At 47.8% G+C, this 23,445-nt stretch carries 28 protein-coding genes; 8 read left to right on the top strand and 20 right to left on the bottom strand.

The features are described 5' to 3' along the window. Positions 1-16: 16 nt before the first annotated feature. From phnE (BP97_RS0128885) to BP97_RS0128865, 5 genes are all read right to left on the bottom strand, one after another. Positions 17-814, bottom strand: a complete 798-nt coding sequence (phnE, locus tag BP97_RS0128885; RefSeq protein ID WP_081824412.1) for a phosphonate ABC transporter, permease protein PhnE — start codon at positions 812-814, stop codon at positions 17-19. Continuing rightward, positions 811-1,602: a phosphonate ABC transporter, permease protein PhnE gene (gene phnE, locus BP97_RS0128880; RefSeq protein WP_028552222.1), complete on the bottom strand. Its 792-nt coding sequence runs from the start codon at positions 1,600-1,602 to the stop codon at positions 811-813. Before phnE (BP97_RS0128880) ends, phnE (BP97_RS0128885) begins: the two co-directional genes overlap by 4 nt. Further along, positions 1,602-2,372, bottom strand: coding sequence for a phosphonate ABC transporter ATP-binding protein (gene phnC, locus BP97_RS0128875; RefSeq protein ID WP_028552221.1), 771 nt, complete (start codon positions 2,370-2,372; stop codon positions 1,602-1,604). The genes phnE (BP97_RS0128880) and phnC overlap by 1 nt, the downstream gene beginning before the upstream one ends. 193 nt (positions 2,373-2,565) lie before the next feature. Continuing rightward, a complete protein-coding gene (locus BP97_RS0128870; protein WP_036746727.1) occupies positions 2,566-3,369 on the bottom strand; it encodes a lipid II flippase Amj family protein in 804 nt (267 codons plus the stop codon). Further along, the gene (locus BP97_RS0128865; RefSeq protein ID WP_028552219.1) at positions 3,366-3,737 is read right to left on the bottom strand and encodes an Hpt domain-containing protein; all 372 of its coding nucleotides are present in this window, start codon (positions 3,735-3,737) and stop codon (positions 3,366-3,368) included. The genes BP97_RS0128870 and BP97_RS0128865 overlap by 4 nt, the downstream gene beginning before the upstream one ends. Positions 3,738-3,780: 43 nt before the next feature. On the opposite strand from BP97_RS0128865, the gene BP97_RS37780 reads away from it, so the two are divergent. After that, a complete protein-coding gene (locus BP97_RS37780; RefSeq protein ID WP_051621035.1) occupies positions 3,781-4,182 on the top strand; it encodes a response regulator in 402 nt (133 codons plus the stop codon). Positions 4,183-4,370: 188 nt separating this feature from the next. On the opposite strand, the gene BP97_RS0128855 is transcribed toward BP97_RS37780, so the two are convergent. The 7 genes from BP97_RS0128855 to BP97_RS39200 all read right to left on the bottom strand — a co-directional run bounded on the left by BP97_RS0128855 (position 4,371) and on the right by BP97_RS39200 (position 9,978). Continuing rightward, positions 4,371-5,141 carry an ABC transporter permease gene (locus BP97_RS0128855; RefSeq protein WP_028552218.1) on the bottom strand — a complete coding sequence of 257 codons (771 nt, stop codon included), beginning with the start codon at positions 5,139-5,141 and terminating at the stop codon, positions 4,371-4,373. Then, a complete protein-coding gene (locus BP97_RS0128850) occupies positions 5,134-6,129 on the bottom strand; it encodes an ABC transporter ATP-binding protein (protein WP_028552217.1) in 996 nt (331 codons plus the stop codon). Before BP97_RS0128850 ends, BP97_RS0128855 begins: the two co-directional genes overlap by 8 nt. A 147-nt stretch (positions 6,130-6,276) precedes the next feature. Next, positions 6,277-7,083, bottom strand: a complete 807-nt coding sequence (locus BP97_RS0128845; protein WP_028552216.1) for a uroporphyrinogen-III synthase — start codon at positions 7,081-7,083, stop codon at positions 6,277-6,279. 243 nt (positions 7,084-7,326) lie between these two features. Then, a complete protein-coding gene (locus BP97_RS0128840; protein WP_028552215.1) occupies positions 7,327-7,545 on the bottom strand; it encodes a hypothetical protein in 219 nt (72 codons plus the stop codon). 207 nt (positions 7,546-7,752) lie between these two features. Continuing rightward, positions 7,753-8,811: a DctP family TRAP transporter solute-binding subunit gene (locus BP97_RS0128835; RefSeq protein WP_028552214.1), complete on the bottom strand. Its 1,059-nt coding sequence runs from the start codon at positions 8,809-8,811 to the stop codon at positions 7,753-7,755. A 50-nt stretch (positions 8,812-8,861) separates the two neighbouring features. Beyond that, complete coding sequence (locus BP97_RS0128830) at positions 8,862-9,767, bottom strand: YitT family protein (RefSeq protein ID WP_081824411.1); 906 nt, start codon at positions 9,765-9,767, stop codon at positions 8,862-8,864. Continuing rightward, positions 9,685-9,978 (bottom strand): hypothetical protein, encoded by a 294-nt coding sequence (locus BP97_RS39200; protein ID WP_051621034.1) that lies wholly within the window; start codon positions 9,976-9,978, stop codon positions 9,685-9,687. Before BP97_RS39200 ends, BP97_RS0128830 begins: the two co-directional genes overlap by 83 nt. 150 nt (positions 9,979-10,128) lie before the next feature. Here BP97_RS39200 and BP97_RS0128820 point away from each other — a divergent pair, with 150 nt between their 5' ends. The 3 genes from BP97_RS0128820 (at position 10,129) to BP97_RS0128810 (ending at position 13,075) form a co-directional block, all read left to right on the top strand. After that, positions 10,129-10,506: a hypothetical protein gene (locus BP97_RS0128820; protein WP_028552212.1), complete on the top strand. Its 378-nt coding sequence runs from the start codon at positions 10,129-10,131 to the stop codon at positions 10,504-10,506. Positions 10,507-10,627: 121 nt separating this feature from the next. Beyond that, positions 10,628-12,235 (top strand): ATP-binding protein, encoded by a 1,608-nt coding sequence (locus tag BP97_RS0128815; protein WP_028552211.1) that lies wholly within the window; start codon positions 10,628-10,630, stop codon positions 12,233-12,235. 93 nt (positions 12,236-12,328) lie between these two features. Further along, on the top strand, positions 12,329-13,075 hold the full coding sequence (locus tag BP97_RS0128810; RefSeq protein ID WP_028552210.1) for a response regulator: 747 nt from the start codon (positions 12,329-12,331) through the stop codon (positions 13,073-13,075). A 46-nt stretch (positions 13,076-13,121) separates the two neighbouring features. Here BP97_RS0128810 and BP97_RS0128805 read toward each other — a convergent pair whose 3' ends face one another. Beyond that, positions 13,122-13,892: a class I SAM-dependent methyltransferase gene (locus BP97_RS0128805; protein WP_028552209.1), complete on the bottom strand. Its 771-nt coding sequence runs from the start codon at positions 13,890-13,892 to the stop codon at positions 13,122-13,124. 224 nt (positions 13,893-14,116) lie between these two features. Continuing rightward, positions 14,117-14,317, bottom strand: a complete 201-nt coding sequence (locus BP97_RS0128800; protein ID WP_028552208.1) for a copper ion binding protein — start codon at positions 14,315-14,317, stop codon at positions 14,117-14,119. 282 nt (positions 14,318-14,599) lie between these two features. Between BP97_RS0128800 and BP97_RS37770 the strand changes: the two genes are divergently transcribed. From BP97_RS37770 to BP97_RS0128780, 4 genes are all read left to right on the top strand, one after another. Then, positions 14,600-15,919: a dicarboxylate/amino acid:cation symporter gene (locus BP97_RS37770; protein ID WP_051621033.1), complete on the top strand. Its 1,320-nt coding sequence runs from the start codon at positions 14,600-14,602 to the stop codon at positions 15,917-15,919. 241 nt (positions 15,920-16,160) lie between these two features. Continuing rightward, positions 16,161-16,907 (top strand): ABC transporter ATP-binding protein, encoded by a 747-nt coding sequence (locus BP97_RS0128790; protein WP_028552207.1) that lies wholly within the window; start codon positions 16,161-16,163, stop codon positions 16,905-16,907. Continuing rightward, positions 16,907-18,088, top strand: coding sequence for an ABC transporter permease (locus BP97_RS0128785; protein WP_036746724.1), 1,182 nt, complete (start codon positions 16,907-16,909; stop codon positions 18,086-18,088). The genes BP97_RS0128790 and BP97_RS0128785 overlap by 1 nt, the downstream gene beginning before the upstream one ends. Before the next feature lie 165 nt (positions 18,089-18,253). Beyond that, positions 18,254-19,222, top strand: coding sequence for an alpha/beta hydrolase (locus BP97_RS0128780; RefSeq protein WP_081824410.1), 969 nt, complete (start codon positions 18,254-18,256; stop codon positions 19,220-19,222). A gap of 66 nt (positions 19,223-19,288) precedes the next feature. Here BP97_RS0128780 and BP97_RS0128775 read toward each other — a convergent pair whose 3' ends face one another. The 6 genes from BP97_RS0128775 to BP97_RS0128750 all read right to left on the bottom strand — a co-directional run. Further along, positions 19,289-20,026, bottom strand: a complete 738-nt coding sequence (locus BP97_RS0128775; protein WP_028552204.1) for a hypothetical protein — start codon at positions 20,024-20,026, stop codon at positions 19,289-19,291. A 24-nt stretch (positions 20,027-20,050) separates the two neighbouring features. Then, positions 20,051-20,443 (bottom strand): STAS domain-containing protein, encoded by a 393-nt coding sequence (locus BP97_RS0128770; RefSeq protein ID WP_028552203.1) that lies wholly within the window; start codon positions 20,441-20,443, stop codon positions 20,051-20,053. Then, the gene (locus tag BP97_RS0128765) at positions 20,385-20,903 is read right to left on the bottom strand and encodes an ATP-binding protein (RefSeq protein WP_028552202.1); all 519 of its coding nucleotides are present in this window, start codon (positions 20,901-20,903) and stop codon (positions 20,385-20,387) included. The genes BP97_RS0128770 and BP97_RS0128765 overlap by 59 nt, the downstream gene beginning before the upstream one ends. Positions 20,904-20,915: 12 nt before the next feature. Then, a complete protein-coding gene (locus tag BP97_RS0128760) occupies positions 20,916-21,275 on the bottom strand; it encodes a SpoIIE family protein phosphatase (protein WP_028552201.1) in 360 nt (119 codons plus the stop codon). Further along, complete coding sequence (locus BP97_RS0128755) at positions 21,244-22,638, bottom strand: PP2C family protein-serine/threonine phosphatase (protein ID WP_028552200.1); 1,395 nt, start codon at positions 22,636-22,638, stop codon at positions 21,244-21,246. The genes BP97_RS0128760 and BP97_RS0128755 overlap by 32 nt, the downstream gene beginning before the upstream one ends. Before the next feature lie 169 nt (positions 22,639-22,807). Then, on the bottom strand, positions 22,808-23,445 hold a 638-nt coding region (locus BP97_RS0128750), incomplete at its 5' end, for a Gfo/Idh/MocA family protein (protein ID WP_028552199.1).

Genomic DNA, 23,445 nt, shown 5'->3' with positions numbered 1-23,445 from the left:
TTGTGTCCAACGTCCGCTACACCAGTTTTCTACGGATATAGCCCGAAATAATGTCGATTACCGTAACCATGACGATAACGCCAAGAAGGATAATGCCGACCCTCGACCAGCTGCGGGCTTCCAATGCGAAGATAAGCGGTGTACCGATACCCCCTGCACCAATAACCCCTAAAATGGCTGCAGAACGGATATTGATTTCGAACCGGTATAAAGCAAAGGAGAAAAAGTCAGGAAGCACCTGCGGAATAACGGCAAACCACAACGTCTGAAACTTGTTGGCTCCGCAAGCAACAAGCGCTTCTTGCGGACCTCGGTCCAGATTCTCAATAGCCTCTGAGTACAGTTTACCGAGCATCCCTATGGAATGGACCCCTAATGCGAGAGCACCCGCATAAGAACCTGGTCCTACCGCCTTAATAAATATTATGGCCATAACAACTTCAGGGAACGTACGGATTAAGCTAAGCATAAATTTACCGGTACCGGTTGCCCAGCGTGATTTTCCTTTGGCACTTGCCGCCCAGAAAGCGAATGGAATACATAGCACCGCCGAAATGAAAGTACCCAAAACAGCAATAGCCATTGTATCCAAGAGGCCACGCAGCAGGTCCTCTCCTTCAGGCAAATACACATAGCCCCAGTCCGGGTGGAAAATCCCTTTAAAAATAGCCTTCGATACTTGCCCGGCTGTCTCTTTAATTCCCGTAAATTCGATTCCCGTAAATGCCCAAACCAATATAATAATGACAACTATCCATATGGACCATAGACGAATTCGAGCGCCAACGTTCTTTTTTTCCGTATTCCTCATCATAACAGTTTCTCCCGTAACTTAGTACTAATGTAATCAATGACGAGTACGACCACCAGCGTGAATAAAATGATCGTTGCTGCCTGATCGTAACGAAGCCGGTCCAACGTTCTTTGCAGAATCAGCCCGATACCACCTGCGCCAACAAAACCCAAGATAGCAGCAGCACGCACATTGACTTCAAAAGTGTAGAGCACATAAGCCGCAAATTGAGCCATTACTTGCGGAACTACCCCGAAGTTAATCCACTGGAGCTTGTTCGCGCCGACAGCCGTCATAGCTTCCAACGGACCAGAATCAATAGATTCGATAGATTCGTAAGTCAATTTGGACACGAGCCCGAAAGAGAAAAACGCAAGCGCAATCGTTCCCGCCAGCATACCGTAGCCTACAATTGCAGCGAATACGCCTGCATACATAAGGTCAGGAATCGTACGCACCAGGTTCAATACAAACCGAGCCGCCGCACTCAACACAGGGACTCGAGTTACATTGCGGGCAGCTAAAAATGAAACAGGAATGGAGAGAATCGAACCGACTACCGTGCCGATAATAGCCATTCGGATCGTTTCTAGCATAGGGTCGATTACAGTAGTTAAGTAACCCCAGTTGGGCGGATACATATCCTGAAACAGCTTACCCATCTCAGGAATACCTTCAATTAGCTCCATAAGTGAAGCATCCGTCCGAATAGCACTTCCGAACAAAAGCAGCAGGACGAAAATAACTGAAAGGGCTGGCTTTAAAGACGAGGGCTTCTGAAGCTGTTTCCCGCGTTCGGATGACGTCATCAGCCTTCCACCCCCAGCAGCTCGTCTTTCTTGATCGCGCGGCCGTAGATTTCTGAAAATTTCTCGTCGGTAGCTTCCGATACGGGTCCGTCAAACACGACTTCCCCTGCACGCAAGCCAATAATTCGAGTAGCATACTCTCTCGCCAAGTCAATAAAGTGAAGGTTAACGATCGTTGTAATACCCAGCTCCTGATTAATCCGCTTCAAGTCATCCATAACCTGGCGGGTCGTCAGAGGGTCAAGAGAAGCAACCGGCTCGTCCGCCAAAATGATTTTGGCTTCTTGCGCCAAGGCACGGGCAATCGAGACCCGCTGCTGCTGTCCGCCGGAAAGCTCATCCGCGCGGGCATAAGCCTTTTCGCGAATGTTAACCCGCTCCAATGCTTTAAGCGAAAGCTCTACATCTTCCTTAGGAAACAGACCAAGAACGGTTCTTAGAGTAGAATGGTATCCTACACGCCCTGAGAGGACATTGCGAAGTACAGAAACTCTCTTGACGAGATTAAAGCTTTGAAAGATCATTCCGATATCTCTACGCATACGGCGAAGCTCTGCTCCGCGGGCTGCAGTAATCGACTTTCCGTCTATCAAAATATGACCGTCGGTTATTTCATGCAAACGGTTTATCGAGCGAAGCAGCGTCGATTTCCCCGCACCTGACAAACCTACGATAACGACGAAATCACCCGGTTGGATCTTTAGGTTAATGTTCTTTAAACCTACGGTTCCATTGGGATACACTTTGGAAACATTTTGAAATTCAATCATAGGATAGGCGTATCTCCTCTAGTATAAAATGACTAACTATCGATACATTCGACATGAGAATCGATATTCCTTTTTTCGCGGTTAATCAATATATTTCCTTTACATCTTTTGCTCATTCTACCCATGGAACAACAAAAAATACGCTATTCCTGAGAATCCGGATTAGCGTTAGAGAGCAGTACTTTTGGGTTAGTCAAGAAAACAGAGGGACCATCCATTGGATGAGCAGCGTACAAGGAACCAGCAGCAGTTGGGCAAGCCATGTGCCGCAAAATCGGGAGAACATCAGCCAGCCGTACATTTTATTGATGGAGGCCATACTTGCTTTTCCATTCATAGCCCTATCCGTGAGCAGAGCTACCTGAGGGTCTACCAGTAAAGTCATAAGAATAGTGGCAATGCCGTTGACAAGACCTGATGACATGGAAGCAGCTGTGCTGTGGCCGGGAGTAAGGAATGAAGCATATAACGCCGATAAAACCCCAACGGTGTAAAAGCCGGTAACGAGCATATTCAGAAGCAAAAGTCGCTTGGGTACGCCACCGACACGAAGACGCGAAATCATAGCCCAGGTAGGAAGCTTGAACTGGCGACCCGCATATTTTAAACTGCGGATAGAGACGGAATCGAGAACTAAGCGTGGCAATGAACCGGTTACTTCAAGCCGGGCAATCAGCTTGACCGATATTCGAACTGCCGTCGGAAATAAGAGAATGGCGAGAAGCGTGCCTAAGGAGGCTCCTGCGATCATAACGTGCATTTGCCCTTCCAACGAAATGCCCGGGTCACGCTTGGCTTGATCGATTACCCCTCCCATCATTGGCCCCTGTACAAGATTCGAGGTCCGCGACAGCAGTACGATCATCCCCGTTAACGACAAAGCGACAGCCAGCTTGCCTGTCCGAACTCCGGCCAATCGAATGCTATATGACAAAGTTTCCACTGCATGAATGACGAGCGTAAGAGCGGACACCCAGAGTACTTTGTCAAGGATCATGCCGTTCCCTCGGCAACCAAGCCAGCTTTACGCCATTCCCTCTCCAATTCAGCCAGCAGCTCATGAACCTGAGCCATTAGCTCGTTAACGGATAGTTCTGTCCATGCCCCGCTATGTTGTATACTGTAAGAGTCGATCTGTTCACTTAGATGATGCACTTCATAACAGCCGACTGTATAGGCTAGTCCTTTTAGTGAATGGGCAAAAGCGTATACACGATCAACGAGCTCTTGATGCCGCACCTCTTTTTGCTCCCATAGAGCAATAGCAGTCAGCAGCACATCGGTTCGCGAGTGAGCATCCCGAAGGAACAGCTCTTTGGTTTTGGACAAAATTCGTTGCATTCTTTCATGATCCTGTTCGGACAAAGCCATCAGCTCCTCAATAATAACAAGGAAGTGACAACGATAGATGAAAAAGCAAATCGCATTAGTTGACGACAGCTCCCCGTTCTGCCTGTTGGTCAAACAAATTTTCGAAGATCGGTACGAGGTAACGTCCTATTCAACAGCCAACGAATTTTTATCCATTCTATCGCGGATCACTTGCTATGATTTAATTTTACTGGATATTAATATGCCGGGAATGGACGGCCTTGACGCTCTGACCAAACTTAAATCCAACCCGGACACACAGTCCATTCCTGTACTCCTGCTAACCGGAGATGCTCGCAAAGATACAGTGCTTAAAGGAATGCGGTTCGGCGCTAAGGATTATTTAACCAAGCCGATTGATCCTTTTGTGCTGGAGCAGCGGGTGGATGCCCTGTTATCGGAAGTGGACACTTCTTCACAAGAAGATCTTACTATATAAGAGCCGAAAAAAAACAAGAAAATTGACACCGAATAAAAATCGGTTTTGCAGCGTTTCGTTGGAACGGAAGATCGTTTCCTTTCTCATCGAAGGAACTGCACCCTCACATAAAAAACAGCCAGGCAAGAGCGCTCTGTATAGGGCGCTTTTTGCCATGGCTGTAGATGAATTGTATTCGATAGGGCGATTCAGCCCGCCACGTCTCTTTTCGTAAACAAGAGCCATGATACGAAATAAAACAAGAGCCAATATAAAATTAGCATGGTGACGGAGAAACCCAGCGTCATACCCGCAACCGTCGGTTTGCCTCCAAGCAGGTAGGGAGACAAATCCGTGTTAGCAAACAAGATATATTTGACCCATGTGTATTTTAACTGTGCCAACACCACTACGATGGTATTCGCAGTAAACATTAAGCAGATGGATAATCCGATCGCGAGCGAGCTGCTGCGGAATGCGGCTGAGACCATGAATGCCAGTGTCACATACATCAGCAGATCAATCCACTTGATTCCGTAGGATTGCATAATTTTCGGAAAAGCCTCCGCATCGGACACCGCTCCGCTCAAGCCGAAGAACAGTAACCCCACAAAATAAGAAGCAATCAGCAAAAACAGCATGAATGTGATCAATACAAGCAGGACGGACACATACTTGGCAGCCAGTATCTTGCTCCTTGTTGCCGGACGAATGAGCAGCAGCTTGATCGTTCCCCACGTAAATTCGGAAGCGACGATGTCTCCAGCTACAATAACGGTAAACAAGAAGACCAGCGAGGTTAGACTCGTAGACATTGCCAGAAAAGAGAGTACATGATTCATTCCTGTCTCAATGACATACTTCATCATAATCGCCATCAGCACGACGGAGAGTAAAATAATCCCCAGCATGACCCACGTACGGAGCCGGTTATATATTTTCATTTGCTCGTTTTGAACGAGACTCAAGAAGTTAGACAATCTGATTCCCCCTTGTAACCTCCAAGAACTGTTCTTCGAGGGATTTGTTCTGGGTGCGAATGCCGTACACTTGGATGCCTGAAGCTACCAAATGCGCATTCAGCTTAGCTATGTCCTCCCTACTGCCCAAATGAACGGTCAGTGTTCCGCCTTCTTGCGGAGGCAGGGATTCTTCACTGCTGCTTTGCGCGTTGTGGGCATCATGTGAGGTAGCTGCATTCCGCTGCACCTGCTCCTCTCCTAAAAGACCCACAGCCGCTTCAGCCGCTGCGTTCAGACGATCGACCTCCAGTACGACTTCCAGGAGACCAGCTCCAGACCGAGAATCCTTGAAGGAGCGGACGTCCAACAGCTTTCCGTTCTGTATAATGGCGACCCGATCGCACATCAGCTCCATCTCCGATAGCAGATGGCTCGATACAATGACAGCGATGCCTTCCTGCTGCGAAAGCTGCCGCAAATAATCCCGCAGCTCGCGAATGCCTTCCGGGTCGAGACCGTTAGTAGGCTCATCTAATATCAATACCGAAGGGCGGTGAAGAATCGCTTGCGCGACGCCCAATCGCTGCCGCATGCCGAGTGAGTAAGTTTTTACTTTGTCATGGATGCGATGCTCCAGTTTGACCAGTGCGATCACTTCCTGCAGCCTTTCTTCCGTAATCCCAGGAATCATCCGGGCAAAATGCTGCAAGTTCTGATACCCGCTCATAAACTTATAAAACTCCGGATTTTCCACAATCGCACCTATGTGCATCATAGCTTCTTCAAACTGCCTTTTGATGCTAAGGCCTTTGACAAGCACTTCTCCTTCGGAAAGGGACATCAGTCCGACGATCATTCGGATGGTCGTTGTTTTACCTGCACCGTTAGGTCCCAGAAATCCAAACACTTCCCCAGGCAAAACATCAAATGATAAATGATCGACAATCGTCTTGGAGCCAATTCGTTTGGTTACATCTCGCAGCTGTACTACAGACATCGTATTCATTAGGCCTCCAAAAGAAAAATCGTTTATCACACTTAAGACGAGGATAAACGACCGCGTTCAGCGGTAGAATGACAAAAAAAGATACGGTAACTTTTCAGGAAAAGTATACCATACCCTGTAGTTTTGACCAAACGACGCGCTGCAATACTAGTCTTGATCGTAATATTGAGCCAAAGTGACCATCATACTGCCCATCCGTTCTTCTTCCGGAGCGACGACACGTTCAACTCCCTCATCGCGGAGCGCCTCTGCTGTTACTTTCCCTACAGCTACGGCAACAGTGTGCTCCTTGAATGATTTCAATATGGATTCCTCAAGCCCTTTGTCACGAGCATAGCGCATCAGGAACCTTACTTGCGGAGTACTCGTGAACGTAATCGCGTCCACTTCTCCATTCACAATTTCGGTAAGAAGCGTATCCACTATGTCTAATTCCGGTGGCACATGCACATAAGGCAATATTTCATAATACTCGGCGCCTTGCGCTTCCAGCCACTGAACCAGTCGCGGCGCATGATCTCCGTAAAGCTGCAGCGCTACACGCTGTCCTTGCAAATCATATGGCTGGAGCGCTCTAACAATCCCATCCGTCGTTCCGTCGTCATCTCTAACCTTAGGAGTAAGACCGAGCGTTTTTAAATATTTGACCGTCTTATACCCACGAGCGGCGATGTTCATCTGCTGCAAGCACTCGAGAAAAGCTTCTGCAGCACCCATCTTCTCGGCGGATTGATACAGCATCTCTGCTCCTACCCCAGTGGTGAAAATAATCCAGTCACTACCATCATGAAGCAGTCGTTTCAACTGGATCTCTACCTTCTCCTGCTCGAGCGCTACCGTGCCTTGCGCCGGACGAACCAGCGGAATGCCGCCCATCTTCTCTACTATAACGCTCATCTCCGCAGCCTTTCTTGGCCCGGTTATGGCTATGCGTTTCCCCTCTAACCTGCGCATGGACTCTCTCCCTATTCTATCCGTAATAATATAATGTTAAGTATTCTAACATACAATAGTTGTACTATATCGCATAAGTTCGTATTATACAACCAAGAACTGCTTATAACATCCATAAGTAAAGCTTATGAAACGGGAAATTACGAATATTCATTATGAAATGATGGGGGAAAGTTCATGTGTGGTGATACTGACAACAAAGAGGCCGGTTAATCACCAGCCTCATCTTCATAATATAGTTTCCTATTTATACTTATTCTCGCTTGATGACCTGTGCTTCGTTTCTTTCTTATCCGACTCTTCCTGAACCTGCTGTTTTAAGTCCTCAACCGGTATGGGGTCGACCGTCTGCTCGCTCTTGAACTTATCGAATAGGCTTTCCTTCTCTGTGGGGTATTGCTCAGGATGGTCTCGCTTGCCCTTTTGTTTTGCTCCGTCAGCGTCTTTTTCGAATTCATTCATGCTTGTCCACCTCCCATAGATATTTCTATAACTTTACCCGAAGGGGGAGTAAGCCAAGCAGAAATGATTCATACTGAAGCAGCCGAGATAGACTTCGCCATTTCTTTAAGCCTTCAATAAAAAGAAAAACGTTAGTCGACAACTTCGACTAACGCTTTTTGCCAAGCTATAACGAAAATCACGAACGAGTAAGCGGCGCGCTGTGCCTTATGAACCGTACTTTTGCTGAAGCTGGCGGATCATCTTAATAATGTCGGCGCCGATGTAGGATTCGTACTGGGAATAGATTGGATCCCATGCGTTCATCCACTCTTTGCGCTCTTCCGGCGTTAGCGTATAAATTTGTATGTGCGATTCATTCCTGATATCTCCTAGCTGCTTCTCGTTCATAAGAATTGCATTTTGATTAGCCCACTGGGTTGTGGCTTTCATCGCGTCCTGAATTTGCTGCTGCACATCGGGTGGAAGCTTCCTCCAGAACGATCTATTCATAAGAACCGCATAGCCAAGATAACCGTGATTGCTAATGGTCATATACTTTTGAACCTGATAAAACTTTTTCGTGTAAATATTCGAGATCGAATTTTCGCCACCATCCACAGTGCCGTTCTCATAATTTCGATACACTTGATTAAACGGCATCTCTGTCGTCCGCATTTCAAACAAACGAAACTCGGCGTCCAACAGCTTGCTGCGCATCGTCCGAAAATGCTGTCCCTTCAGGTCGATCGGATGAACGATCGGCCCTTTGTTGCTCGTGATTTGCTTAAATCCGTTTCCCCAATAAGCCATGCCCATCATGTTAACTCTCTCCAACTGCTCGAACAGCGTCGTACCGATGCTCCCCTCGAATGCTTCCTGCACTGCATCATTCGTAGGAAAAGCAAACGGTAAATCCAGCGCCATCCATGAAGGTAGCAGCTCAGATAAATTAGGAAAAGACGGTGCAATCATCTGCACATTACCTTGCTGCAATGCCTGGATCTCATCAACCTCAGAGTAGAGAACCCCATTCGGGTATACCTCCACTTTTACACGGTCGTTCGTCTTCTCCTTCACAAGCTGAGCGAAATGTTGAGCTGCCAACCCCTTCGGGGTATTCTCCGCAACCACATGACTGAATTTAATTACTATTTGTGTATCGAATCCTTCCTGCTCATCGTCATAGCTAATCGGTGCTTGCGATAGTGTAGGGTAAAACCCTATCAGCAGCGCCGCAGCCATCCCTACTACAACCATCAGCGCGATACCCAAATATGATCTCATGATGCGAATTCCTGCTTTCCTCAAAAATGCACAGGGAGTGAGTCCGCGGCTTAGTGAATATCTTTTTTCTTAAACCGTCCGCCCTTAACGTCATGAATGTTGCCGATGGCCAGAAACGCACTCGGATCGTGGTCCTCGACAATCGATTTCAGCTTAGCTTCCTCCAAGCGGGTGATGATACAAAATATAACCTTCTTTTCCCCACCGGAAAACCCGCCTTCACCGTTCAAGTATGTCACGCCCCGACCCAGACGGCTGAGCAGCGCATCCCCAATCGCTTTGTAGTTGTCGCTAATAATCCATACCGATTTGGATTCATCGAAGCCTTCTATTGTAATGTCAATCATTTTATAAGCAATGTAATAAGCGATTAATGAGTACATGGCGTGGTCCCAACCAAATACGAAGCCTGCGCTGCCGAGGATAAAGAGGTTGAAGAACATAACGACTTCGCCGACGGAAAAAGGAGATTTTTTGTTAAGCAGGATAGCTACAATTTCCGTGCCATCGAGTGAGCCGCCTGAACGGATTACCATCCCGACACCCATCCCGACAATAATGCCTCCGAATACTGCAGCAAGTAGCGGATCAATGGTAAGTGGTGGCACCGGATGCAATAGGGAGGTTCCGATAGACATGAAGAGAACACTGATTAATGTGGATATGGCGAAGGTTTTCCCTATTTGCTTATAGCCGAGAAATAGAAACGGCAGGTTAACGAGCAATAGGAAGATTCCGAGTGGAAGTCCGGTAAGATGGGACAAAATAATGGATATCCCGACGACTCCGCCATCAATAATATTATTCGGCACTAAAAAAATTTCTAGTCCTACCGATACTAATGCCGCCCCCAGCAGCATGAAAAAAGTTCTTCTAATTAGTTTGAGACGTGTGATTCTGGAGTGTTGTGGAAGTGTGGGTTCCAACTGATTTTTTTGCGCAACGTTCGCTGACATTCCCTTTTCCCCCTTCAATAAGTTGGTCGGTTAAATCGAACTCTACCGCAAGCTCCCAAATAATCATGTCCGTTGCCGACAGCTGCCCGCGGATAAATTCTTTCGACTGCTCCAGCTCATTGAGCTCCAGCTGCCGTATCAGCGCCTGCTTGCGAACGAGCAACCGATCAAGATAATGTTCAATTTTGGATTTGCGGTAAGTTTCCGCCATAACGTTGTTAGCCCTCCCAGTAAGCTTATATCATTCATTTACCTTCTTATTGTATTCAATTGTATACAAAAAATCAAAAAATTTAGGTAATAAATGAACTTCCAAGTTTAGGACACCCTAAATCTAAGTAACCGAAAGGGGTTGTATTTTATGAAAAAAACTATACATTATGGACTAAAAAGCGGTATCCTGCTCCTGCTCTGCCTGATGCTAATGGTTCAGCTGTCAGCATGCGGGAATAAAAAGAAGCAGGGCACAGACAGCAATAATAGTCAGAAGGCTAAGAGCACACAGCAGCAAAATTCAGTCGACTCCGCCCTCAAGGAACAAATGAATATGTACAAGCAAATCAAGCAGCATGAGTACGAGGAGGCCGAGAAGCTCAGAAAAGCCGATAAGGAACAGCTCAAAAAGCTGCAGCAATCAGGAAAAAAATCCAGCTCATCCGAAGGAGATGAAAGCAGCTCCGGTGGTAAGAACGATGGAGAATCAGGCGGAAGCGCCGGCGGCCAGCAGGGCAGCAAATAACGAGTCAAAGACTTAAGCTTGGAAGTGTTTTGGATCTGGCTGAATGATCCCGGGTTTAACTATCCCTCCTTCGTATTGTATGATGGAATGTATACATTGTCGGAAGGAGCCTCGCGCCGTCATGCTGCATCGTCTGAAAATCAATGGCAAAATCGCCATCCTATCCTCCTGCATCGTGCTGTTTTCGCTGATGATAGGCGGCACCATTCTCGTGGGCACCATTATCAGCTTGAACGAGACAGAGACTAGCCGGCGGCTCCTTGTTACGGCTCGAACGGTAGCTCAGCTCCCCGAAGTGGCGAGCAGCGAAAGCCTCGCGGCCATCCAGGAGGCCGCTGAGCGGATTCGGATCATTAACGACGTGACCTACATCGTCGTTATGGACATGAACCGGGTGCGGCTGTCGCATCCGGTTCAATCCAAGATCGGCACTGTCTCACAGAGTGCCGATGAAGGTTCCGCCTTTGCCGAGCACACTTACGTGTCGAAGGCAAAGGGAGAGCTCGGCACGGCGCTGCGCGCTTTCGTGCCGGTGATGAACGCCGACCATGTGCAGGTCGGCGTCGTGCTGGTGGGGCAGATCATGCCCACCATCGGGCAGGTGCTGTTGAACCTTAGCGGGCAAGCCTATGTCATTGTGCTGCTGTCACTTCTGTCCGGCATATGGTGGTCGTGGAAGCTCGCCCAGCATATTAAAAAGCAAATGTTCGAGCTCGAGCCTCACGAAATCGCTCGTCTGCTCGTAGAACGAACCGCAACGTTCCACGCTATGCATGAAGGTGTCATAGCCATTGATAAGGACGAGCTTATCACCATATTTAACGACAAGGCGAAAAGCATTATGAAAATTGAAGGTGATGTCATAGGAAAACCAATCCGGGAGGTGCTGCCGGATACGAGGCTGCCTGAAATATTGGAGCTCAATCACCCTATATACCATCAGGAGCTGCTGTTCGGCACTACACTTATTATGAGCAATAGGGTCCCTATTAAGGTCAACGAGCAAACGGTCGGCGCCGTAGCCATCTTTCAGGACCGCACGGAGGTCACTCGTATTGCCGAAGAGCTTACCGGCGTAAGAGCATTCGTCGATGCTTTGCGTGTACAGAATCACGAATATATGAATAAGCTTCACACCATCGGCGGATTAATTCAGCTCGGAAACAAAGAAAAAGCGTTGAACTACTTATTTGAAATTACAGAGCAAAAGGAAGAGCTAACCCGCTTCTTGAGCCAAAAATTCAAAAATGACAGCTTAACCGGTCTACTTCTCGGCAAAATCAGCCGCGGCAACGAGCTCGGCATCCTAGTGGAAATTGATAGGCAGAGCCATTTGGAGCATTTTCCCGATCTATTGGATCATCATGACTTTGTCATATTGCTCGGCAATTTGCTGGAAAATGCCTTTGATGCCTTACAGCACTTGCAGCGGTCGGAAAAGAGGATCTTCGTCAGCATCGAGCAGGATAACGAGGTGCTCTCGATCCTCGTAGAAGATAACGGTATTGGCATTGACTCCGACATCCGGGACCGGATATTCAAACAAGGCTTCACGACAAAGGGAGTGAGCGGCCGCGGCATCGGGCTGTATCTAATAGCCGGGATTGTCCAGAAAGGCAGCGGCACCATACATATAGATTCGGTGCCGAACGAAGGAACCAGCTTTCTTATTTCATTCCCTATGAAACCGCAAGACGACGAAGTGAGTTTTCCTTCGGAAAACTCTTAGCCTACGCTTACGAAGTGAGTTTTCCTTCGGAAAACTCTTAGCCTATGCTTACGAAGTGAGTTTTCCTTCGGAAAACTCTTAGGAGATGAACAAATGGAAAAGATTCAAGTGTTGTTAATCGAGGATGATCCCATGGTGCAGGAAGTGAACCGCCAATTCGTTGAGCAGGTCGAGGGTTTCACCGTTGCTGGAGTTGCGGGTTCGGGTGTGGAAGGAATGGAGCGGATTCGTACGCTGAAGCCGGATCTGGCGATCATGGATATCTACATGCCTCAGCAGGACGGCATTGAGACGCTGACCCAAATCCGTCAGGAGCAGCTGCCTGTCGATGTTATGGTCATCAGCGCAGCCAATGACCAAAAAACGATCCAAAGGATGCTTCAGTACGGCGCCGTAGACTACATCATGAAACCGTTCAAATTTGAACGGGTTCGGCAAGCTTTGGAGCATTATCGCGGCATGAAGCAAGCTCTCAATCATAGCGGCCCTGTCTCGCAAAGCGAGCTGGACCGAATGCTTCATCGAGCCGCAGAACAAGATGCTGCAGCTTCTATGGGGAAATCCGCAGCGTCCACTTCGCGTAATCATGATTTGTTGTCTGCAGCTGATGAGCTGCCCAAAGGGCTGCAGGCCGTAACAATGAGGCAAATTGTTCATTTCCTTCTTCAGCAGCCCCACCCGCTCTCAGCTGAGGAAGTGGCGGAAGGTGTTGGTATCGCACGCGTGACCGCAAGAAGATATCTCGAATATTTGGAAAAAAGCGGCAGACTCCGTCTTGATCTACAATACGGAGTCGGCCGCCCGGTCAATAAATATGTGATTTCTTCCGTTGAATCTTGAGGAAATCCATTATGCAATATTTGCGGGGTTGCTTAAAATCGGCCCATTAGACCTTTCTGGATTTCAGCATCATGTAGCTGCCTTCAAAGCCCACCAGCTTGCCATGCTCGCTCTTTACTCCCAGCTGCTTTTGCAGCTCTGGGGACCAACCCAACATATCCGTCTCAAGCTGCTTCTTTACTTGCTCGGGTACATTCATTCGAGCGCACCACGACTCGAACTCGAATGGTTTCCCCGATTGCAGCAGCTGCTCAACGCGTAATCCGGCTAATTCAATCCGCCGTATCCACTCCGTCTTTTTCCAGGCCCGGAAATGACTCGGGTCTCTCCGTTTCTCTACATCATTATAGAGCTTATCTATAAGATCCGATTCATGAGCTATATTATCCATCAGAATAAAGCTTCCACCACTCTTCAGCACGCGCACAGCTTCCTGTACGAACCGATCCGCATCGGGAAAATGGTGAGCTGCTATACGGCAAACGACCAGATCGAACTCCTCATCCTTAAACGGCAAATTTTCCGCATCACCCTGTACATATTTTATGTTAGTGCAGCCCTTGCCGTTCAGGAACGCTTCTGCTTCCCGCAGCATCTCTGGAGTCATATCCAGCGTCGTCACCTCGCGAACATTTGCCGCCAAAGCAAGCGCGCAATGCCCACCGCCGGTTGCTATATCGAGCGCCGATACCGCCTGCTCCTGCTTCACCCATTCGGATAAAATGTTCAAATCATTACCTGATGCATGACGCGGACTGTTCACATAATTAGCCGCGTTCGCGCCGAACTGAACCATCACTTGATTTTTAATATCCATCCTACTCACTACCCTTCTTTTTGTTTCATTAGATGAAACCAAGTTTTGATTGATGAGATGATAATATAAACATAGCTTAAGTTCTATTATTTGTAAAGCCTTATTCAGTGTGCAGCATGAACAGAATTAAAACCTCCGCTCTTCTATAAATCCATTCTTATAAAAACACAAAAAAACAGGTGAGGAATTTAAGCTCCTCACCTGCGCGTTCGATATGCCTGCTATTAAACGACATCGTACCCTTGATCTTCAATAGCTTCTTTAATAGCTGCTTCGTTCAACTTTTTCTCATCAAAGGAAATCGTAACGGATTTGTTCGGCAGACTGACATTGCCGCTGGCTCCAATCTCCTTTAATGCGCCTTCTATAGAGTTCACACAGTGGTTGCAGGACATTCCTTCCACTTTTAACGTTATGGTTTGCATTAGTATCGCTCCTCTCAAGTCGATTATAATATACCCCCATAGGGTATGTCAATTACTAATATATTATGCGTACAGCACGACCAAAATGACCAAAAGCACCAATATGGTCAAATGATTCACATTTTGTTTTGTAAGCGATATCATAAGGCCTACAGAAGCATACTAAGCGCAAGGAATCAAAGGACGGCCTCAGGCAAACGACGAAACGAATACCCACATCGGCAGCCTGAATCTTCAAAGACGAGTGGTTTTATACACTTATGAACAGAAAAGAGGGGTACTATGAGAATCAACTTTAAGAATCTAACCGTACAAGTGTTGATTGCAATCGTTATCGGGATTTTGATCGGTCAGTTTTTCCCTGCCTTCGGAGTTCAGTTAAAAGTACTTGGTGATATTTTCGTCAAGCTGATCAAAATGATCATTGCTCCCATCGTTTTCTTCACCATCGTCATCGGATTTGCGAATATGGGCGATATGAAAAAAATAGGCCGCATCGGCGGCAAAGCGCTTATTTATTTTGAGCTTGTCACTACGTTTGCAATGGCTATCGGAATCGCGGTTATGTATCTCATCAAGCCAGGCTCTGGCATGGACATCAGCAATGTGGGCAAGAATGCGGCGGATGTAGCCAAATATGCCAAGCAAGCGGCGGAAACACCTCACGGATTTATGGATTTTATCGTCAGCATCATTCCGGACAGCGCAGTCGGGGCTTTAACCAAAGGTGAAATGCTTCCTGTCTTGTTCTTCTCCGTATTGTTTGGTTTAGCGATGGCTGGATTAGGTGATAAGGCGAAGCCTGTAACCGTTTTCTTTGAAAGAGTGAATGATATTTTCTTCCGTCTTGTCGGTATCATTATGCGCTTCTCCCCATTCGCAGCGGGCGGCGCTATGGCTTACACGATCGGTAAATTCGGTATCGGCTCTCTGTTCTCTCTCGGCAAAATGATGGGCTCTGTCTACATTACGATGTTCCTGTTCGTTGTTATTATACTCGGCACTATTGCAAGAATATACGGCTTTAGCATTTTCAACCTGCTCAAATTCATCAAAGAAGAAATATTGCTTGTACTCGGTACTTCATCGTCTGAATCTGCACTGCCTCGGTTGATGCAGCGTCTAGAAAAATACGGATGTTCCAAATCCGTTGTCGGCCTTGTAGTTCCTACCGGTTATTCCTTTAATCTGGATGGTACGTCAATTTACTTATCCATGGCTGCCCTGTTCATCGCACAAGCTTACGGCATCGAGCTGACTTGGGTTCAAATATTGACTGTATTAGGCATTCTGATGCTCACTTCCAAAGGTGCAGCAGGTGTAACAGGTTCCGGCTTTATCACTCTGGCTGCTACATTATCAGCCGTTCCAGGCAATGTGATTCCTATGGAAGGCATGGCGCTTTTGCTAGGTGTAGACCGCTTCATGTCAGAAGCTCGTGCAATCACGAATCTGATCGGTAACAGCGTAGCTACCGTCGTCATTGCGAAGAGCGAGAAACAGTTCGGGCTTGAAGAACCCTCCTCCTTAGTTGAAGCTGTTGACAACGATGAAGCCCTGTTCGGAAAAGACAGCAATCTTGGCCATATTTCAAAAGCTTAATTCAACCTTCTTAAACCATCGTTATCCTGAGGGAGAACGATGGTTTTTTTCGCTGGAGGCGGATATCCCAACGGAGTATAATGGCAATATTTCGAGTTTTCCAGGTTTCTCGACATACGCCAGAGAGGATATTTCCTCTCTTTGCTTGTTACGAGCAATACTCGGCATCGCCCTCGACTGGAAAATGTCCGCCATTTCCGCTAGTCTAATAAGATACAATCCTATTCAAGGAGGATATCGCATGAAACCGATATTGGAAGTGGATCACATTACCGGAGGCTACAGCCGCCAGCAGCCTGTGCTGCACGATTTGAGCTTTCAGGTGCAGCCTGGAGAAATGGTTGGTCTCATCGGTTTGAACGGTGCTGGCAAAAGTACAACCATCAAGCATATTCTCGGACTCATGCAGCCTCATCAAGGCGAAATTCGTCTCAAAGGGAAAAAGCTCTCCGAATCGCAGGAGCAATATCGCCAAACCTTCGCTTATGTTCCGGAAAGTCCGTTGCTATATGAAGAATTAACGGTTCAGGAGCATTTGGAGCTGACCGCTCAAGCTTACGGCTTGGATAAAAGCTCCTATCACCAGCGGATTCAGCCGCTGCTGGAGCAATTTCAAATGGACAAGTTGACCGGACGCATGGCCTCCCATTTGTCCAAAGGGATGCGCCAAAAGGTCATGATTATGTGCGCCTTCCTCGTTCAGCCGGAGCTCTACATCATCGATGAGCCGTTCCTTGGCCTCGACCCGCTCAGTATGAGATCCTTGCTTGAGCTCATGGTTGTCGTCAAACAAAGCGGCGCAGCTATCCTGATCAGCTCGCACATATTGGCCACGATTGAACGCTACTGCGATCATTTTCTCGTCATGCATCAAGGAAAACTGATCGTATCGGGTACGGTAGAAGCCCTTCAGGCAGCGGCCGGAATGCCTTCCGCTCCGCTCGATGACGTATTCTGCAGCCTGGTGACAAGAGAAGGTTTGCGCTGATGGATATGAAAGTCTTATATCAACGCCGATCTGCTGAATTTCTTAAAGAAATCCGGCCCTATCTTCATTACGCTCTGCAAAGCGTGGTCATGTCAGCCGTCGCCGCTTTCCTGCTATTTTCCATTGCCTATCGTTTGTTTCTCGGATGGGTGACACCTGCCTTTCCATGGGAGCTGCTTTGCGCTACCGTCATGCTTTTTCCGCTTGCTGGCGGTAAAATAAGATCCTATTTGCAGGATGCCGACATTATATTTCTGCTTCCTCATGAGCGCGGAATGAACATCTATTTGCAAGCAGCCATGCGCAAGGCGCTTATTATTCAAACCGCCATAGTCATCGCGGTGTGGCTGCTTATCTGGCCTCTTTACGCTAAGATGACAGCGGCAGGCGGACTTCAGTTTATCGTCATTCTGCTAGTCTTGGTGCTGTTCAAATGGGCGCTTATGTTCGGCAAATGGACCGAACTGCAGCTTCAAGAGCCAAGCATACGAAGATGGTTTGTGCTGCTTCGTTGGTTGTTAGCGGCTTTGTCCGCTTACGCGATGTTCGCATGGAAGCTGCCGTATGGCATCCTTCTTTTGGCAGTAGGGTCAATCCTATATCTCGGACTGCTTAGGTTGCCGCGCAAATATATCGTCCATTGGTTGCTGCTCATCGACTGGGAAAAACGCCATCGTGCCAGTGTGTACCGGTTTTTGAACTGGTTTATTGATGTGCCTCAGGTACAAGGCAAAGCAAGGAACACCCGCATACCCAAAGGTTGGCTGCGAATTATCCCGTTCCGGCAATCTTCATCCTATTTGTATATGTACACACTCATTTGGCTTCGCTCGGAGCTGCTTGGAATTACATTCAGGCTGACGGTTCTGGGTATCGTCATTCTCGCTTCCTTGCGCAGTGATTGGGCTTCCGTTATTTCCTATATCGCTTTCGGACTGTTCGGAGCACTGCAGCTGTCAGATTTAAAACGATACTACCGGGTTCATATCTGGCACCGCATCTACCCGCTGCCAGATGGATTATTGAAGCGTTCTATCAGCACCGTCCGCCTGCTCATTCATCTTGCCATGCTTCTGCTAATGGCTATCCCGCTAGGGTGGACGCTCTCAACGCCGGTGTGGGCTGCTGTTTTATTCCTTTTGAGCGCCGCAGCTTCCTGGTTATTCCATCGGTACAAATAATCTTTTGATAAAATAGATGTTGTTTACGCGCAGCTTATCGTATAATGGTACCTGCAAATAATGCCATAAGCTTTTGCGCAGCAAAAACAACCTCATTTTATCACCTGGAGAGAGCAACTGTTTATTTGAAAAGTTATCTCCAAGGTTAGAAAGGAAATGTAACCCATGCAACCAACCCCTGCTATAACGAGAGCCTCACGCCCTCGCATCAGCTTCAAACGTAAGGGATTGTGGGGCGCCGCTTTCCTCATTGTTTTGCTTTTGATTGTCTGTGTCCTGCTGTCTATCTATGTCGGCTGGAAGCTTACGCATCCTCTACGTGATCCATTAAAGGAGACGCCTGAGCCTTATGGTATGACTTTTGAGCAGGTGCAGTTCCAGAGCAGAACGAACGACGTTACCTTAAAGGGCTGGTTTTTGCCGAGCGAATCGTCTCCAGCCAAGCTGAACATCATTATGGCTCACGGCTATCGCAAAAACCGTCTGCAATCGGACGCAGAGGCCTTAAAGCTGTCCAAAACGCTTGTAGAGCAAGGCTATAATGTTCTTATGTTCGATTTTCGCAATTCCGGGGAATCCGGCGGAGAACTGACGTCTGTAGGTTATCTGGAGAAATACGATTTGCTGGGCGCCATCGATTGGATGAAAGCGAACCATCCGGGGACCATCGCATTACACGGTTTTTCTATGGGGGCAAGCACTGCACTGATAGCAGCCGCAGAAGAGCCTGACGTGGCAGGTGTTGTGGCGGACAGTCCGTTCAATCATTTGACCCGCTATTTGAAGGAGAACCTGCCTGTTTGGTCTCACCTTCCGAATATTCCGTTCACGCCGCTGATTCTCGGGATTTTGCCGCCCCTGACCGGGATCGACCCGAATCAGGTGGACGGTTTCAGCGCCGTCGATCGAATCTATCCCCGGCCTATTCTGTTCATTCATAGCACTGACGATCATTCGATTCCGTATGAAAACAGCGAAACCATGTGGGCCAAGCATCCGGATCGGTTTGAATTGTGGAAAACATCCGGGGCCGACCATGTGAAAAGCCACGCGGTTCATCCGAAGGAATATGAAGAGAAGGTGCTTCAATTCTACAGCCGCTTTGAACAGCAACAGCCTTTACAACAGCAGTAGACGCCCAAAAAGCTCCCGATCGTTTCCGTCCTTAGTGGATGGGAAAGCTTCGGGAGCTTTTAAATTTTACACAATTTTAACGGACCGCCCTCTCTGTGACTGGACAATGGCCAGCAATCCAAGCTGCTCCAATGAAGTCAATGCTTCGATCAGCTCTTTGCCTTCAAATTCGATCCCCTTGTATACTAATAAATCGACCAGCTCCAGCAGCGTTACCTCATAACCGCTTTGCAAATTATTTTGGATTAAAGCGATCAACTCTCTTGTTAGCTGCTTCTCCTGATTAGCGCTAAAGCGGGATCGGATAGCGGCCAGCTCGTTGTTGAATTTGTCTCGATAAGCAGAAGCAATATCTTTCTCCACTTCCTCTGGCACTTCCAATCCGCGTTCACGCAGCACTTCGAAGATGGAATCGACATGGTCTGCCGCCTCTTCCACGAAGCGATTCAGCGATTGGAGTATGTTCTCGTTATAGGTTCTTGTGTCATGCCGTAAAGTAATCAGCTCCTCCTTCATCTTCCCGAATTCATCCACCTGCTCGCTTATTTTGCCGAGGGCTTGCTGGACCATCCGGTTCTGGGCAGACGCCTCAAAGGTTTGAATGTAGGAGTACACCATGGCCACTACGGCTAACAGAATCGTAGTCAACGCCGAGCCGAAAGAAATTTGATCGATGATTTCCCGGGACGTATGAAACTTCCACACAGCTACAGCAATAAGCATTATCGTTAAATCCAAAATAATAAACCCGTAAAGCAGATCCTTCTTACTCATCTTGTCCGATAACGATTGCAGATGGTTCATCGCTAGAGCCTCCTTTCTTGCAAGCTATCCATAGCTCTCGCCCAGCCGCTGAACGGCTTCCTGTAAACTTCCGCAAATTGGCATTAACATATGCAGCTTGGCTATCGTAATTAACTCCTTCATCAGCTCGTCTTGTACAATGACTGCCATACGCCTGCCTTCCGTACAGTAGGTTTTCTTAAAATGAAGCAATACGCCCAAGCCTGTGCTATCAATTAAAGTCAAACCGGTCAGGTCGATGATATAGCCTTCCGCCGGCTTCAATACCCGATTCAGCCATTCCTTAGCCTTGCTGTCATGCCCGTAAGTCAACTTCCCTGTCGCAATAATGTGCAGATATGCCCCTGCAAGGCTGCTGCTAAAATGGATGAATAAGCCCTCTCCGCTTCCGTGCGGATCGTATGCTGTTTTGCCCATGCGCATCGTCTCCTCTTTTTCTTAATTGAATGGTTATTTTGCCATCCTCCTCCTGATCGAACGTGAGTTGATCGGACCATCGTTTGGCGATAAGCAGCCCCCGTCCCCTTTCTTCATGGAGCAAATCGTCCATGTTGGCGCTCCTTTTACTGTGAATCGCCTGACAAGCGCCCAGCTCTGCATAATTCGTAATCGTAATGACGACTTCCCCTTCCTCTAACTCCATCCGCAATCGTATGATATGTTCCAGCCCCATAGAGTCACTGCATCGGTTAGCCTCATTCACCGAAGCTTGGTGCCGCAGTGTAGCTTCAACCGCATTAATGACCAGCTCGTGTACGGCATAGCATAGCTTGCGGTATTGGGGAACTCCCGAATATTTCAAAAAGTTCTCCGCCATCTCATCCGACATATCTATGAATTGCTCGCAAGGGCAGCTTTCAAGCATCATGCAAATCATCCTCGTCACTCCTTATCTATCTTTGTTTGGCGATTCTCCCTTGCTCGTTACATCCATGACAATGACACAAATATCGTCCGGCCTGTAAGCTGCGCTATGAAGCTCTTCCTCCAATCGGTCCATGAAACAGTCCATATCGGAACGACTGCAGGCTTGCAGCAGCTGTTTCATTCGAAGGGCGGTTGTAGCTGGACAGGACCCATATACCTCGAACAATCCGTCAGTGAATAGCACCACACGGGCTTCACGGTGATACGAGATCACTCCTTTTACAAATATCGCCTTCGCATCGATGCCTAAGGTATGGCCTCCGGCCGCCAATTCGGTAACGCTGTCGTCATCACTCAGCATGATACCGTAGGTGACCTGCATTGACGTACTCTACCCGCTTACGCAGCGCATCCACTCTTACACAAACGGCTGAGCAGTACACGGCGTCCCCTCCTTCCTCTTCTAAGCGTACCAGCTCGCTTATGCGGGCATTTAATCGGCTCATAATCGTCTTCGGATCAACGAGACTTGGAGGCAGAGACTGTAAGAAGGCATGTATATACATGCTCATAAGAGAGGAAGAAACCCCGTGTCCCATAACATCCATCAAAATAACCCTTGCACCATGCTCCTGAAGCAGCGCCCACATGTACATATCTCCCGATACTTGTGCTGAAGGAATATGCAGACCTTTGATAACAATAAAGGGACTCTGGACCGGCTTGGGCAGAACCGATTGCTGTATTCGTTTGGACAGCTCCATATCGCTGCGCCTTTGCTGTTCTATTCGTTTTCGTTCGGTGATATCGGTCAGCGTACCTACAATACCGCCCCCATCCCGTACAGGCTCAGCGTAAAGCTCAACCCAGCAATCCCCTCCTTCAAGCGTTATGATTCTGATCTCGGTACGCCAGCTTTCACTTATTCCATTTAAAAGAGCATTCAGACTTTGTTGGCTGATATCCTGATCATCCGGATGGACATATTGTAAAATCCCTTGGTGTAATGTATCCTCTATGCGGAACCCTGTCATATCCGTCCATGCCGGATTTAGAAACCGCCAGTTACCAAAGGAATCCGTTTGGAAAATGACTTCCCTTACATGCTCTACTACAGACCTGTAGGCTTCCGGGAGGAAGTGAAACGGCGCCTCGCTATCTGTCAGCCGACACCAGGCTCCATGGATACGTAGAAGGGTATATAGACTAGCATAAGCAATCAATCCTCCTGCGAGCGAGACGGCAACACGATGGAAAGGGAAGGATTGCACTGACTGCACACCAAATGTCTCCATAAGCGGCATTGCAGATAAGATCAGCTGGTACCCGTTCAACAGATGAAACAGCACCGCTCGGTTCCAGCCCTGCTTAACGGCCCAACCGGAAGAAAATGCAATTACAAGGGCAAGAATGGACTCCTTCAGCGTCATAGCCTCCATTCCTAACCCAATAAGCGTTGCAAAGACGATAACGGCTGCTGCAGACAAAGAGGCTGCAGTCCCGCCCGCTACAGCGGCAAGGACTATAAATACATGACCTGCGATTCGTACAAGCTCTTCTGGAACCCATTCGGCAGCGATACCAAAATGAATGAATAACGCAGCCCACAGTCCAAGGACAGCGCCTTCCCGAAGCTTGATAGCAAAAGGCGCATCCAGAGAGAGGGACGTCCGAATAAACCAATGGGGGAATAGCAAATAGAACGTCAGCAATGAGCAAACGCCCGCTCCATACTCTTTCAGCACTCTTGTCCCTCCCTTCTCGCTTCGCTTGTACTATTACAATATGAAGTCTAGTAAAGGTTTGACTCCATGAATGAAGAGGTTATTCTATCTTTTTTGCTAGTGCTAGGGAGAACACAAATAAAGCCGCCCTCGGAAATATCCAAGAACGGCTTAGTTTCATGATTTTAAATTAGTTGTACATGATTTTTTTCCCGGTACGGGACGATTCGTAAATATCCATGACGAGGCTGAAGCCTTTATAGCCTTCAGGGCCATCGATCCAGAAATGCTTTCCTTCCAATATATGCTCGTAGAAATCGCGAATTTGGAACTGATGACTTACGCCCCAATATGCTTTTTCTCCCAAATCGTTTTTAACCGGCTCTGCCAAAACTGTCTGCGTATCGTTTTGCTGCAGGTACAGAGTGTCCCCGCGCTGCGATAATACTGCGTTCTCGAAAATCAGCTCGACTTCGATCGGAGTGCTTTTGCCGTATGCATTCGTTGCATAGAATACGGCTTTCACATCGTTCTTGAATTGAATGAACGCATGAGCGGAATCCTCAACTTCAATAACATCCTCCAATGAATCGTTGGAGATGCTCCCCTTGATGCTTGCAATATCTCCGCCCAGCCACTGCAGCAGGTCCAGCGTATGAATCGCTTGATTAATCAGCACACCGCCGCCCTCAGTAGCCCACTTGCCCTTCCACTCGGTTTCGTAATATGCAGGACCTCGGGACCAGGTGACAATGCCTTTCATGCAGAGCAGCTTACCAAATTCTCCAGAATCGACGGCTTGTTTCATGCGCTTGGACGAAGGATTGT

Origin of the sequence: Paenibacillus sp. UNC451MF (assembly GCF_000686845.1) — a bacterium.
Classification (GTDB): Bacteria; Bacillota; Bacilli; order Paenibacillales; family NBRC-103111; genus Paenibacillus_S.
Note: the sequence above shows the minus strand (reverse complement) of the source record. Positions and strands in the feature narration are given on the sequence as shown.

Bases quoted from the DNA above. Each gene is read 5' to 3' on its own strand.
- phnE (WP_081824412.1), bottom strand. From the start codon at position 814: ATGATGAGGAATACGGAAAAAAAGAACGTTGGCGCTCGAATTCGTCTA.
- phnE (WP_028552222.1), bottom strand. From the start codon at position 1,602: ATGACGTCATCCGAACGCGGGAAACAGCTTCAGAAGCCCTCGTCTTTA.
- phnC (WP_028552221.1), bottom strand. From the start codon at position 2,372: ATGATTGAATTTCAAAATGTTTCCAAAGTGTATCCCAATGGAACCGTA.
- BP97_RS0128870 (WP_036746727.1), bottom strand. From the start codon at position 3,369: ATGATCCTTGACAAAGTACTCTGGGTGTCCGCTCTTACGCTCGTCATT.
- BP97_RS37780 (WP_051621035.1), top strand. From the start codon at position 3,781: ATGAAAAAGCAAATCGCATTAGTTGACGACAGCTCCCCGTTCTGCCTG.
- BP97_RS0128850 (WP_028552217.1), bottom strand. From the start codon at position 6,129: ATGAATACGATGTCTGTAGTACAGCTGCGAGATGTAACCAAACGAATT.
- BP97_RS0128845 (WP_028552216.1), bottom strand. From the start codon at position 7,083: ATGCGCAGGTTAGAGGGGAAACGCATAGCCATAACCGGGCCAAGAAAG.
- BP97_RS0128840 (WP_028552215.1), bottom strand. From the start codon at position 7,545: ATGAATGAATTCGAAAAAGACGCTGACGGAGCAAAACAAAAGGGCAAG.
- BP97_RS0128835 (WP_028552214.1), bottom strand. From the start codon at position 8,811: ATGAGATCATATTTGGGTATCGCGCTGATGGTTGTAGTAGGGATGGCT.
- BP97_RS0128830 (WP_081824411.1), bottom strand. From the start codon at position 9,767: ATGTCAGCGAACGTTGCGCAAAAAAATCAGTTGGAACCCACACTTCCA.
- BP97_RS39200 (WP_051621034.1), bottom strand. From the start codon at position 9,978: ATGGCGGAAACTTACCGCAAATCCAAAATTGAACATTATCTTGATCGG.
- BP97_RS0128820 (WP_028552212.1), top strand. From the start codon at position 10,129: ATGAAAAAAACTATACATTATGGACTAAAAAGCGGTATCCTGCTCCTG.
- BP97_RS0128815 (WP_028552211.1), top strand. From the start codon at position 10,628: ATGCTGCATCGTCTGAAAATCAATGGCAAAATCGCCATCCTATCCTCC.
- BP97_RS0128810 (WP_028552210.1), top strand. From the start codon at position 12,329: ATGGAAAAGATTCAAGTGTTGTTAATCGAGGATGATCCCATGGTGCAG.
- BP97_RS0128805 (WP_028552209.1), bottom strand. From the start codon at position 13,892: ATGGATATTAAAAATCAAGTGATGGTTCAGTTCGGCGCGAACGCGGCT.
- BP97_RS0128800 (WP_028552208.1), bottom strand. From the start codon at position 14,317: ATGCAAACCATAACGTTAAAAGTGGAAGGAATGTCCTGCAACCACTGT.
- BP97_RS37770 (WP_051621033.1), top strand. From the start codon at position 14,600: ATGAGAATCAACTTTAAGAATCTAACCGTACAAGTGTTGATTGCAATC.
- BP97_RS0128790 (WP_028552207.1), top strand. From the start codon at position 16,161: ATGAAACCGATATTGGAAGTGGATCACATTACCGGAGGCTACAGCCGC.
- BP97_RS0128785 (WP_036746724.1), top strand. From the start codon at position 16,907: ATGGATATGAAAGTCTTATATCAACGCCGATCTGCTGAATTTCTTAAA.
- BP97_RS0128780 (WP_081824410.1), top strand. From the start codon at position 18,254: ATGCAACCAACCCCTGCTATAACGAGAGCCTCACGCCCTCGCATCAGC.
- BP97_RS0128775 (WP_028552204.1), bottom strand. From the start codon at position 20,026: ATGAACCATCTGCAATCGTTATCGGACAAGATGAGTAAGAAGGATCTG.
- BP97_RS0128770 (WP_028552203.1), bottom strand. From the start codon at position 20,443: ATGGGCAAAACAGCATACGATCCGCACGGAAGCGGAGAGGGCTTATTC.
- BP97_RS0128765 (WP_028552202.1), bottom strand. From the start codon at position 20,903: ATGATTTGCATGATGCTTGAAAGCTGCCCTTGCGAGCAATTCATAGAT.
- BP97_RS0128760 (WP_028552201.1), bottom strand. From the start codon at position 21,275: ATGCAGGTCACCTACGGTATCATGCTGAGTGATGACGACAGCGTTACC.